Here is a 12,588-nt window from a genome sequence, read left to right on the forward strand (position 1 = left end):
AATGAGCTCCTTGGAGTAAAGAGGTTATTTCGAGGTGGAAAAGAACGCCACATTAAATTTCTCTATTTTTCATTCAATGCGAGCGAGATTAACAAGCTTTTTAATGGGCCTGCTCATCGAGGAAAAGATAAAAATTCGAGATGGTAGAAAACGCCATATCAATTTTTCCTATTTTCTTGCCGGAGTTAACCGGCTTAACGAGCTTTTTATCAGGCTAGCTTTTATGAGCCAGTCCTTCGAGAAAAAGATAAAAATTCGAGATGGCAAAAAGCGCCATATCAATTTTTCCTGTTTTCTTGCCAGGCCTAACCGGCTCAACGAGCTTTTTATCAGGCTAGCTCTTATGAGCCAGTCCTTCGAGAAAAAGATAAAAATTCGAGATGGCAAAAAGCGCCATATCAATTTTTTCTATTTTCTTGCCAGGCCTAACCGGCTCAACGAGCTTTTTATCAGGCTAGCTCTTATGAGTCAGCCTCTCGGAAAAAAGATGTAATTTCGAGGTGGCAAAAAGCGCCACATCAAATTCCCCTATTTTTCTGCCGAGGCTAGACAAACTCAACGAGCTTTTTATATAAGGAGGAACAGTCAGACATGATAGGTAAAGAAATTGGCGAGATGCTACTTGAGAATAAAGAGGGATTTTTAATTCCCGCAGAAATGGTTGCTCATGTACAAGTGAATAATCATTTAGATCATGCGCTATTAGTTTTAACCAAAATTAGATATTCTGTCATACCAGTGCTGGATAATGAATACAAAATTAAAGGCTTAATTTCAATGCCGATGGTTATTGATGCAATCATGGGGCTTGAAGAAATAGATTTTGATAAACTAAGTGATATTTGTGTTCATGAAGTTATGCAAACCGAATTTCCAATTGTTCGTAATCCCTATGATTTAGAGGATGTTTTACATTTGCTTGTGGATAATGCTTTTTTATGTGTTGCGAGTGAAGATGGCAGTTTTACAGGAATTGTGACACGTCGTGAAATTTTAAAAGCTACTAATCGTATTGCTCATGAATTTGAAAATGAATTCGAAGTTGTAAGGAAAGCTGAAAAAAAGGCTTCAAATAAATCTGCAATTCGTTAAAATGGGATGAAACCTTCCATAAAGTTTGATATACTGATAGAGGAATAATGAAAATTAGATTAGAAGGAGTGGTTAATAGATGGATGCAAATGAAATTATTAAATTTATTGCTGAAAGTGAAAAAAAGACACCCGTAAAGGTTTATATTAAAGGAAGTTTAAAGGAAGTTACTTTTCCTGAAACTATTCAAAATTTTACAAATTGTAAATCAGGTGTTTTATTCGGTGATTGGAAAGATGTTGAACCGTTTTTAAAAGAAAATGCTGCTCAAATTATAGATTATGTTGTTGAAAATGATCGTCGTAATTCAGCTGTACCATTGGTTGATACTAAACCGTTAAATGCTCGTATTGAGCCTGGTGCTATTATTCGTGATCGAGTAGAAATTGGCAACCAAGCTGTTATTATGATGGGTGCTCTTATTAATATCGGTGCGATTGTTGGTGATAATACGATGATTGATATGGGTGCTGTTTTAGGCGGTCGTGCAACTGTAGGGAAAAATTGTCATGTTGGAGCAGGGGCTGTCTTGGCAGGTGTTGTTGAACCAGCAAGTGCACAACCTGTTGTCATTGAAGATGATGTTTTAATTGGTGCAAATGCTGTTATATTAGAAGGAATTCGTGTTGGTAAGGGTGCCGTTGTTGCAGCAGGATCAATTGTTGTTAATGATGTTGCGCCGTATACTGTTGTAGCTGGAGTTCCCGCTAAAAAGATTAAAGATATCGATGAAAAAACTAAAAGTAAAACAGGCTTAATTGAAGAATTACGCAAACTTTAAGAATGAAACAATAGAAAATAAAAAGAAAGAGGCTATGGACTTTTGTCCCAGCCTCTTTTTGAAAAATACGGACTAGTTTTTATGAGCCAACTCCTTGAAAAGAAGACAAAATCCCCTCAAAGTAAAAAGATACTTTGTGTGTATTTTCCTATCTTTTTGTCGGAGCTAATCAGCTCAACAAACTTTTTATTCGGCCAGTTCTTATGAGCCAACTCCTCGAAAAGAAGACAAAATCCCCTCAAAGTAAAAAGATACTTTGTGTGTATTTTCCTATCTTTTTGTCGGAGTTAAGCAGCTCAACAAACTTTTTATTTAGGAGTGAAGTAAATGTTAAATGAAAATCCTTTTGTGAAAATTCGTCGGGAGTTGCACTTAATTCCTGAGATTGGTTTAGAGGAATATAAAACCCATGAGTATTTAATGAAAAAAATTATGGATTTGCCACAAGAGCATCTTGAAATAAAAACATGGAATACCGCAATTGTTGTTCGAGTTAAAGGAACGGAAGGCGCTAAAACGATTGGTTGGCGCACCGATATTGACGGCTTGCCTGTGACTGAGGAAACAGGCCTATCTTTTCAATCAATTCATGAAGGTAGAATGCACGCTTGTGGACATGATATGCATATGGCCATTGCACTAGGTCTATTAACTAAGTTTAGTCATCAGCCAGGTAAAGATAATTTTGTTGTGCTTTTTCAACCGGCTGAAGAAAATGAATCAGGTGGAAAATTAGTGTATGATCATGGATTATTAGATGAATGGATGCCAGATGAAATCTATGCGTTACATGTTCAGCCAGATTTACCAGTCGGTACAATTGGTTCGCGTTCTGGAACTTTATTTGCTGGTACTTGTACAATCAGAGCGAAATTTAAAGGGAAAAGTGGTCATGCCGCATACCCTCATAAATCAAATGATATGATTGTAGCTGCTAGTCAGTTTGTTACTCAATTACAAACGATTGTAAGTCGGAGTGTTAACCCTGTAGAAGGTGGCGTGATTACGATTGGTACGTTTAATGCCGGAACGGCTGAAAATATTATTAGCGGTGAAGCGAACTTGAGCGGTACTATCCGAACGTTAACGACTGAGATGAGTCAATTGATGATGGAACGCGTGAGGCAAATTAAAGTTGGCATTGAACAGTCTTATCAATGTGAAATTGAATTGATTTTACAACAAGGTGGCTATTTACCAGTTGTCAACGCAGAAAAAGAAACTAATGAATTTATAGCCTTTATGGAAAATAATCCAGCAGTTGATTTTGTGCTTTCTCCAACTGCAATGATTGGTGAAGATTTTGGTTATTTACTGGATAAGATACCTGGTACAATGTTTTGGTTAGGTGTTAATAGTCCTTTCGAATTGCATCATGCAAAAATGAATCCTAATGAAGCGGCAATTCCATTTGCAATTGAACAAGTCGGAGCCTTTTTAGCGGCAAAATTAAATCAAGTCTAATCTTAAAAAGAACATTTTCTGATTAATAATCGGGAAATGTTCTTTTTTCTTTTGTCTATATATACATAGATTAATTTGGGAATATCTATTAAAAGTTTGACTATTTGATTTTTTTGACGTATAGTAAAAATGAAAAATAGGAGAGGAGATTGGAATGAAAGATTTAGGTTATAACGAAGAGAATGGGATTTATCAGTGTGAATTTTGTCGATTTACAACGGAAAAAGGTCAAGTTTATCCGATTGAAGATGAAAATAAATTTTTTGAAGCATGGCGTTTTATGGAGCACCATATTAAAACAGAACATCATTCTGTTTTAATGGCACTTTTAGCAAAAGGCAAAGAAGAGCATGGTTTGTCTCAACAACAAGTTGAGCTCATTTCGTTGTTTTACCAAGGTAAGAAAGATAGCGATATCCAAAAGGAGCTTGGAATTGCCAGCCTTTCAACTTTACGTAATCACCGCTTCAATCTGCGAAAAAAAGAAAGACAAGCTCAAAATTTTCTTCGGATTATGGCATTTTTAAAAGATGATGAACAACAAAAAAATCCGACAAAATTTACAAAGGAACAAGATTATTTCACGCATAATGGTCAGCTTATTCGTTATCCAAAGGGGAAAAAAGTAGAATTCGTTATTTTAGAAAAAATAAGTCTACATTTTCAAGTTGGAAAAAAATATTCAGAAAAAGAAATCAATCAAGTTTTATCAAAAATTTATCCAGAAGATCACGCATTGCTTAGAAGACGTTTAATTGATATGAATTTTTTACAACGTGATTTGGCAGGAACTTGGTATGAAAAGATAGAAGGAGAAAAGCATCAGATGGATTATAAAAAAGAATTAAAAATGCAAGCCAAAGAGGTGAAAATTGAAGGTGGTATTTATCAAATAAAAAATACTAAGAACGGCAAACGTCTAATTGCTTCCACTCCCAATTTAAAAAGCTTAAACGGTTTGAAATTTTCACTTAAAAATAAAAGTTATATCAATAAGCAGTTACAAGAAGAATGGACAGCCTTTGGCGAAGAAGTTTTTGAATTTAAAGTTTTAGAAGTTGTAACTGAAAAAGAATTAGAAAAAAAACCGATGAAAAAAATATTGGAACAAAAGTTAGAAACATGGTTAGAAAAAGAGCAACCATATGATGAAACAGGATATATAACTAAAAAAGAGTAGATAAAAAACGGATTTCATTTAGAAATCCGTTTTTTTATGATGACTATTTTAAAATATTAAGAGGAGAAGCTGGAATTTCAACACCAGCTTCAGTTAAAGCTTGTACATAATGTTTCAGAAATTCATTTTGAACATGGTATTGATCTCCATTTAAGGTGAAAATGACCACCCGAAAAGCTAATTGCCCATTTCCTAAATCAGTTAAACCTAACAAAGTAGGTCCTTGAACAATTTCTGAATGTTCTGGAACTAGCTCATTATTTACTTTTTCAATGACTTCAGTCACTAAATTAATATCTGCATTAGGAACCATTCTAATGTCAATTAATGCGCGCATATTTCCTCTTGAAAGATTACTAACAATGGTAATATTACGATTTGGAATAAAATTAAGCGTACCATTGACACTTTTTATTTGTGTTGTGCGTAAACCAACAGCAATAACAGTACCTTCAATCGGGTCTAATCGTACATAATCCCCAACATCTAACTGCTTTTCTAAAATAATAAAGAAACCTGTTACTATATCACTGATAAAACCTTGGGCTCCTAAACCAACTGCGATTCCGACAACTCCAGCTCCGGCCAATAGCGTTGCCACTGGAACTCCTAAAATGGATAATAAACCATAGAGAAAGAAGAAAAACATTATATAATAAAAAACATTTAAAGATAAACTAGAGAGAGTATCCATTCTACTTTCAGATACTTGTTTTTTTAGTTTATAATTATTAAAACTTTTTTCAATGAAAACTCGGCCAATTTTATTTAAAATTAAAAACAAAATTGCTAAAATAAGCAACTGAATTCCTTTAGTAATAAAAATGGCAATAATATCGCCCCATTTAATATTATCCCAATAATTAAGCAAAAAATTCGTACTTTTCTCTACTTTTTGAGCGACTTCACTTGTGACAGAACTATCGACGGTGCTACTACTATCCATATCAAAACTCCTTTAAATAGAATCTTCTTCTTATTCTAACAAATATTAAGGAAAATGCAAAAAAAATTATGAAAGTCGTTTCAAATAATTTGAAGAAAATTTCATTTAATGTTATTCTAATATGGTAGAGTAGCAGTAAGTTTATTTTTCTATTTATGGGCATTTGGTTGAAAATAAATGGTCTCAAAAGGGAATCTAAACTGCTAACTGAACGGAAAGTGAGGCGATAAAATGTCAGGTGGAGAGATTGCAGCAATTATTGCAGCAGTTGCGTTTGCAGTGTTGGTAATTTTTATAGTTGTTAATTTAATGAAACTATCAAAAATTGCTGGCGAAATACAGCAAACAGTCAAAGAAGCAAACAATAGTATTAGCGTAATCACAAAAGATGTGGATAGCTTGTCTATTGAAGTGGAAGGGTTACTAAACAAAGCCAACGCATTAGTTGATGATGTAAATGGAAAACTTGGGAAGACAGATCCTCTATTCCAAGCGATTGGTGATCTTGGTGTGACGGTTTCTGATTTAAATCATTCTAGCCGTAATTTAGTTGGACATGTTACAGGTGCAACTAAAAAAACAGCTCAAGTATCTGTGGCATCAAAAATTGGCCGCACAGCGATGGCTATGAATCGTAATCGTAAAGCAAAGAAAACGGCAAAACAGGAATTTTAAAAACAAATAAATAATAGAATGGAGAATGAACATATGAGTAAAAATGGTGGATTTTTATTAGGTGCATTTATTGGAGGAACAGCAGCAGCAATTACGGCTTTATTATTTGCTCCAAAATCAGGTCAAGAATTACGTGAAGATTTAGCAAATAAAACAGAAGAATTCAAAGGTGCAGCTAAAGATTATACAGATTTAGCAGTCGATAAAGGTACAGAAATTAAAAATGCTGCAGTTGATGCAACATCAGATATTAAAATTAACTTAAAAGAAACGGCTAATCAATTTGCTAGCCAATTAAAACAAACTTCTAAAGAAGTGGGTAGTGATTTAGATGATATCCGTGCTGAATTAAAAGACGCTTCAGCTGATGTAGCTGATAGTGCAGCAGATGTTGTGGATGTTGCAACAGATAAAGGTGAAGAAATTAAAGATACCGTGACTGAAACAGCTAAAGATGCGACTAAAGAAGCGAAGTCAGTTGCTAAAGATGCAAAAGAAAAAGCAACAGATGTAAAAGATGAAGCAAAAAAACAAGTTGAAGAAGTTAAATCTGAAGTGAAAAAATAATAAAAAAAACTCAGAATCCATTTGGATTTTGAGTTTTTTTATAAAATTAACCGATAACGGTATATTCTTTAGGGGTGTGAGTAAAGACTTCGCAACCATCTTTTGTTACATATAAGCAGTCTTCAATTCGAACTCCTGCAACTCCAGGTACATAAATACCAGGTTCAATTGAAAAACACATACCTTCTTCGATTACAAGTGGGTTTCCAGCCATGATAGATGGAAATTCATGAACAGAACTACCTAGTCCATGCCCAAGTCGATGATTGAAGTAAGGGCCATAACCAGCATCAGTAATAATATCACGGGCAATTGTATCTAATTCACCAGCTGTAATACCTGGTTTAACTGCATCTAAGGCCGCTTGATGGGCTTTTAGAACAATTGCATAGATTTCCTGCGCCTTTTGACTAGGCTCACCGTAAGCGACAGTTCTAGTCGCGTCACTTGTGTATCCATCGTATACGACACCTAAATCAAATAAAACAAGCTCATCTTTTTGAATTTTCCGTTGCCCTGGGTTTCCGTGCGGGCTAGCAGCATTGTCCCCAGCTAAGACGATAGTCGAGAAACTCATTTGCATAATGCCTTTTTTCTTTAATTGGTATTCAATTTCAGCAACAATTTCTTGCTCCATAACGCCTTCTTTAATTGCATTAAAACCAACATCAAAAGCAAAGTCAGCCCATTTTCCAGCTTCAATCATAGTTTTAATTTCAGTAGGTGTCTTAATTAATTTTAAGCGCTGCATAAAAGAGGTTAAATCTTGTTTAAAAGTGGCTGTTGGAAACTCATTTTGTAAAGCTTCAAAACGAGCTAAGGTTAAAAATTCTTTTTCAACCGCCCAATTAGATACTGTAGGCACAGCTGCTTTTACTTTCTCAGCAATAATTTCCCATGGATTCTCATTGTCCAAGTAACCAAAAACATCGTATTCCCATGCACCATTTCGAGCATCATCCATTTCTAAGGCTGGTGTAAATAAAAATGGATCAGCATCAGGAAAGACAAGTAAAGCGAGCACACGTTCATGTGGATCACTTTCGTAACCTGTTAGATAGGCTACATTGGCGGGGTCATTAATAAAAGCCACATCTCCTTGGTTTTCTTTTAACCAATTTTTTAAATCAATAAGTTGTTTCTTCATAAAATTCCTTCTTTCTTTAAAAGCTAATTCACTCTATATCTTCATTTAATAGTGTACCATTAAATCAACAATATGTTTAGAAAAATGTTAGTCAATAAAAGCATAAAAGCTTTAGTAGAGCTAAAAGAGAGCGCTTTTTGAAAAGTTTTATGAAAATTTCATGAAAACACAATTAAAACGTTTGCAATTTCGTTTATTTTTTGTTAAATTGTAGAAGGATAGGATTGTCAAGAATTAGATTTAAAAAATGAGGGAGATACAATCATGGAAAAACAAACAATTACAATTTATGATGTTGCAAGAGAAGCGAATGTCTCGATGGCAACTGTTTCACGGGTAGTCAACGGCAACCCTAATGTGAAACCAACAACTAGAAAAAAAGTTTTAGAGGTTATTGATCGTTTGGATTACCGTCCAAATGCTGTAGCTCGTGGCCTAGCTAGCAAAAAAACAACAACGGTTGGGGTTATTATACCAGACGTAACAAATCTTTATTTTGCTTCTTTAGCCAGAGGGATTGATGATATTGCAACTATGTACAAATACAATATTATTTTAGCAAACTCTGACCAAAATGATGTCAAAGAAGTTCAAGTTTTAAACACATTACTTGCTAAACAAGTAGATGGAATTATTTACATGGGGCATAAAATTACAGACGAAATGCGTGCTGAATTTTCTCGCTCTAAGACACCAGTTGTACTAGCTGGAACAGTTGATCCAGATGAACAAGTTGGAAGTGTAAATATTGATTATCAAGCAGCAACAGAAAAAGTGATTACTCAATTAATTGCTAAAGGAAATAAACGAGTTGCTTTCATTACAGGATCATTACTAGAGCCAATTAATGGTGTTTATCGTTTGAATGGCTATAAAAATGCCTTGAAAAAAGCAGGTATAAAATTTGACGAAAGTTTGATTTTTGAATCTGAGTATTCATATAAAGCCGGTGAAGCTTTATGGGATAAATTAGCAGGAGCAAAAGCAACTGCTGCATTTGTTGGGGACGATGAATTAGCAATTGGTGTTTTAAATGGAGCTATAGATCATGGCGTGAAAATTCCAGCTAACTTTGAAGTTATCACAAGTAATAACTCAAAATTAACTGAAATGGTACGTCCACGTCTAAGTACTATCACACAACCCTTGTATGATATTGGTGCCGTTTCAATGCGTTTGTTAACTAAACTAATGAACAAAGAAGAAGTTGACGAAAAAACAATTGTTTTACCGTATAACATTGCAGATCGCGATACAACTAAAAAATAATGACTAAAAGCTGTCTCCTTATTTTTCATAAAATAAGGAGACAGCTTTTTTTATTTTATACAAATAAAAAACCACCTAAAAGATGCTCTCTTTTAGGTGGTGAAGGTTAGTTTGCGGGAGGAGGAATGGTTCCAGTACCCGTTCCAGGGGCGGTTCCTTCAGTAGGAGGTTTATTGGCTTCTTCTTCAGCCTTTTTCTTTTCTTCCTCCTCTTTTTTCTTCTTCTCTTCCTCTTCTTTTTTCTTTTTCTCCTCAGAAGCTTTGTCTTCCTCTGATTTTTTCTTGTTTTCTTCTTCTTTTTTCTTTTGTTCTTTATCTTTGGCGTCTTCAATTTTTTTCTTCTCTTCTTCTTCACGAGCTTTCAGATAGGTATCAAACCAAAATGTGTTTAGCTCGGATGGAGTAGCACCAACAGCAAAGTTAAAGACTGTTGTTCCAGGTAAAAAGTTACTATTGAATAAATCAGTTGTCGTAGGTCCAGTGACATCAAGTGTTTTGCCATCAGGTAAAGTCATTTTACCTGGTTTCATACCAGTCTGTGCTAAGACGGTGGATGAAACAATACCATTTGGTCGAACAAAACTTTTGTCAGCCCCCATAATAGTTGGATTGACACTGTAGATTGCGTTGGCTAATTCAGCCCAATAACTTTCATTTGCTCCACTAGCATCAAAATCGGCACCATTATCATAGTATTGTAATTGACGACGTTCATCTCCGTCATTATCGTATCCAATCCAAGAACTTAAAGTTACTTGAGGAGTACTAGCAATGAACCATACATCAATAAAATCATTTGTTGTTCCTGTTTTACCAGCAAGATCAGGTGAAAAGTTTAGCTCATTTAAAATTCCAGCAGCTGTTCCACTTTCCACAACGGAACGCATCATATCAATAGTTAGATAGGCTGTTTGCGGAGTGAAAACAGGTTCTGATTTTGTTTCATGTTCATAAATAATGTTGCCCTTTTTATCTGTAATATTTTCAATCATGTAGCCTTCAACATAATTTCCATTGTTGGCAACAGCAGCAAAAGCATTTGTTTGTTCTAAGACTGTTGGGCCTGTTTCTGTTCCACCCAGCGAAAGGGCAGGGCGTTCATACTCTTCATCTGCAATTGAAGTGAAGCCTAATTTTTTCATATAATCCTTAGGGCTCATTCCAGCAGGTGAGTTTTTCAACATCTCTAAATAAATTTTTGATGTTGGGTTATTGTAAGAACGTTTTAAAGCTTCACGAGCACTGACAAACTTACCACTTATACCACCACCATAGTTAGATGGATTCCAGAGGTTTCCATCAGGCTGAAGGTAGTTAATGACTGTATCTGGAATCATAGTTGTCGGTTGAATCAATCCTTGTTCAAGAGCAGGTGCATAAACTAATAATGGTTTTATGGTTGAACCTGGTTGACGATGAGTACCGAATGCATGATCGACTTGACTAATAGAAAAGTCACGTCCACCAACAAATCCAATAATTTTCCCAGAAGCATTGTCCATCAAGACACTTCCATTTTGGACAGGTTCGGCCTCTTGTACAGGTTCACCAGTTGTTTCATCTAAAACAACAGCACCTGTAAATTCATCTATTTTATTGCGATAATACGTAGTGCCAAAACGGTCACCATAATTAGCAACGACATTTTGCATGGCATCATAAACACCTTTATCGATTGTAGAATGAATTTCATAGCCATTATTTTGTAATTGATCTTGAGCTTCAAAGTAATATTTATTATATAAAGTATCACTGTCTGCAATATCTGCATCCGTTAATTTGTCTTTTTTATAATTTTGTTTCATTAAGAGTAAAGTAGCTTCTTTTAAGACACTATTATAAACAAAAGAATAATCGTGATTATCCACACTTTCAGTAGGTTGGATGAAATCTTTAGCTAAATCATACTTCATTGCTTCATCATAGTCTTTTTTTGTGATGAATTTTTCACGGTACATTCTAAATAAGACAGTATTTTTACGTTCCATACCAGGTTCTAAATTCGTTCTCAGTTCACCTAATTGGTTGTAAGGAGTATATTGAGACGGACTTTGTGGCAAACCAGCAATAAAGGCAGCTTGCGGTAAATTTAATTCACTTGCATGAATCCCAAAAATTCCTAAAGCAGCTTCTTCAACTCCAGCAATATTTTGACCACTACTATTGCGTCCAAAAGTGGAAGTATTTAGATAAGCTTCAAGAATTTCATCTTTAGTAAAGTAATTTTCTAAACGAATAGCAAGTAAAATTTCGTTGGCTTTGCGTTTAAATGAGACTTCACTACTTAAAATTTGTTGCTTAACTAATTGTTGAGTTAGAGTTGACCCACCAGTTTGGTTTTTTGATCCTGTAAACTCTTGAACCAATGCTCGGGCGACAGCTTTTGGAACAACTCCATTATGTTCGTAAAAATATTCATCTTCAGTAGCAACAATAGCAGACTGGAGATATTTTGACATTTCACTTAAAGGAACCACTTTGCGGACTAAATCAGATTGAACGGCACCAATCGGTTGATTATCAGCAAAATACATATTTGAGACTTGCTCTAAATTAGAAATATCTGCTCGCATTTCTTCATAGGTAGGTGGCTTCTCGGTAGAAACAAGATAAGCAAAGTAACCTAACCCGATTCCGCCAGCTAAAGCACCACCAACTAATAAAAGAACCAACAAACTCAAGGCTAAATTTTTAATAACCCCCATTGCAACGTTGAATGTAAAAATTAGTTTTTCTTTTTTATCCTCATTTTCAGAAATGACTTCTTCAGGTTGCGTCGGAATAATAGCTAGTTCGTACTTCATTTCAGTTTCGGCTTCTTTTTCTGTAGGTTCTTTTGGAGCAATATCAGTTAAGGACATTGCGGATTCAGATTCTACAGAGGGAGAATCTTCAACTTTAGAACTTGGAATAGCTGTTTCATCCGTTGGCGTTGGTAAGAGTTTGCTCCAGTGTCTTTTTAAACTATTCCAATTTGCTAAAATAATGACTTGCGTTGCAAATAAAATCGCAATAACTTTATTTTTTGGTTTATCTGTGACACTATCAGAACTCTTTTCTTCTAAGGAAGGCTCTACCTCCTTGGATGCAACAGATTCAGTTGATAAATTTTCATCAAACTGTTTTTTTTCATTGGAATTTTCTTCTTGTAAATCAGTCGTATCAGCAAGTGGTTCAGTTTGCTGAGATGATCCAATAGTATCTATTGTTTCTTTATTAGTATCGACTGGGGTTTGTTCTTCTTCTTCCGTCAAGTTAGGTGAGAGGGTTGTCTCATTCAAATTCGATTTAGTAGAAGCACGTTTATCTTTGAAAGAAATCCATTTTTCTTTCACAGTCCTTAAAATGTGATTGAATCCTTTTTTACAGCGTTCAATAAAGGAAGGACTGTTGTTTTGTGGATCATTCAAATCATGTTCACCTCAATATCAGAGTTTAGTAAAAATCTATATTCTGCATTATTATAAC

Annotated in this window: 11 protein-coding genes; 8 read left to right on the forward strand and 3 right to left on the reverse strand. The window is 34.9% G+C overall.

Going from position 1 to position 12,588, the window contains the following annotated elements; translation table 11 throughout:
- The first annotated feature begins 34 nt into the window (after positions 1 to 34).
- The 5 genes from MHI00_RS06340 (at position 35) to MHI00_RS06360 (ending at position 4,517) form a co-directional block, all read left to right on the forward strand.
- The gene (locus MHI00_RS06340; protein ID WP_341112087.1) at positions 35 to 493 is read left to right on the forward strand and encodes a hypothetical protein; all 459 of its coding nucleotides are present in this window, start codon (positions 35 to 37) and stop codon (positions 491 to 493) included.
- A gap of 98 nt (positions 494 to 591) precedes the next feature.
- Entirely contained in the window at positions 592 to 1,092 is a 501-nt protein-coding gene (gene cbpB / locus MHI00_RS06345; RefSeq protein ID WP_010049689.1) for a cyclic-di-AMP-binding protein CbpB, read from the forward strand.
- A gap of 79 nt (positions 1,093 to 1,171) precedes the next feature.
- Positions 1,172 to 1,873: a 2,3,4,5-tetrahydropyridine-2,6-dicarboxylate N-acetyltransferase gene (gene dapD, locus MHI00_RS06350; protein ID WP_010049690.1), complete on the forward strand. Its 702-nt coding sequence runs from the start codon at positions 1,172 to 1,174 to the stop codon at positions 1,871 to 1,873.
- A gap of 327 nt (positions 1,874 to 2,200) precedes the next feature.
- Positions 2,201 to 3,337, forward strand: a complete 1,137-nt coding sequence (locus MHI00_RS06355) for an N-acetyldiaminopimelate deacetylase (RefSeq protein ID WP_010049691.1) — start codon at positions 2,201 to 2,203, stop codon at positions 3,335 to 3,337.
- Between the two features lie 154 nt (positions 3,338 to 3,491).
- Entirely contained in the window at positions 3,492 to 4,517 is a 1,026-nt protein-coding gene (locus MHI00_RS06360) for a DUF2087 domain-containing protein (RefSeq protein WP_010049692.1), read from the forward strand.
- Between the two features lie 43 nt (positions 4,518 to 4,560).
- On the opposite strand, the gene MHI00_RS06365 is transcribed toward MHI00_RS06360, so the two are convergent.
- Positions 4,561 to 5,463 (reverse strand): mechanosensitive ion channel family protein, encoded by a 903-nt coding sequence (locus MHI00_RS06365; protein ID WP_015076803.1) that lies wholly within the window; start codon positions 5,461 to 5,463, stop codon positions 4,561 to 4,563.
- 231 nt (positions 5,464 to 5,694) lie between these two features.
- On the opposite strand from MHI00_RS06365, the gene MHI00_RS06370 reads away from it, so the two are divergent.
- Positions 5,695 to 6,138: a DUF948 domain-containing protein gene (locus MHI00_RS06370; protein WP_010049695.1), complete on the forward strand. Its 444-nt coding sequence runs from the start codon at positions 5,695 to 5,697 to the stop codon at positions 6,136 to 6,138.
- Between the two features lie 33 nt (positions 6,139 to 6,171).
- Positions 6,172 to 6,705: a YtxH domain-containing protein gene (locus tag MHI00_RS06375; protein WP_051926654.1), complete on the forward strand. Its 534-nt coding sequence runs from the start codon at positions 6,172 to 6,174 to the stop codon at positions 6,703 to 6,705.
- 46 nt (positions 6,706 to 6,751) lie between these two features.
- Here MHI00_RS06375 and MHI00_RS06380 read toward each other — a convergent pair whose 3' ends face one another.
- Complete coding sequence (locus MHI00_RS06380; RefSeq protein WP_056999551.1) at positions 6,752 to 7,852, reverse strand: M24 family metallopeptidase; 1,101 nt, start codon at positions 7,850 to 7,852, stop codon at positions 6,752 to 6,754.
- A gap of 264 nt (positions 7,853 to 8,116) precedes the next feature.
- Here MHI00_RS06380 and ccpA point away from each other — a divergent pair, with 264 nt between their 5' ends.
- Positions 8,117 to 9,121 carry a catabolite control protein A gene (gene ccpA, locus MHI00_RS06385; RefSeq protein WP_010054129.1) on the forward strand — a complete coding sequence of 335 codons (1,005 nt, stop codon included), beginning with the start codon at positions 8,117 to 8,119 and terminating at the stop codon, positions 9,119 to 9,121.
- Between the two features lie 106 nt (positions 9,122 to 9,227).
- Here ccpA and MHI00_RS06390 read toward each other — a convergent pair whose 3' ends face one another.
- The gene (locus tag MHI00_RS06390; protein ID WP_187958920.1) at positions 9,228 to 12,530 is read right to left on the reverse strand and encodes a transglycosylase domain-containing protein; all 3,303 of its coding nucleotides are present in this window, start codon (positions 12,528 to 12,530) and stop codon (positions 9,228 to 9,230) included.
- Positions 12,531 to 12,588: the final 58 nt, after the last annotated feature.

The sequence above is a fragment of the Carnobacterium sp. FSL E2-0243 genome, from assembly GCF_038003605.1.
Classification (GTDB): domain Bacteria; phylum Bacillota; class Bacilli; order Lactobacillales; family Carnobacteriaceae; genus Carnobacterium; species Carnobacterium maltaromaticum.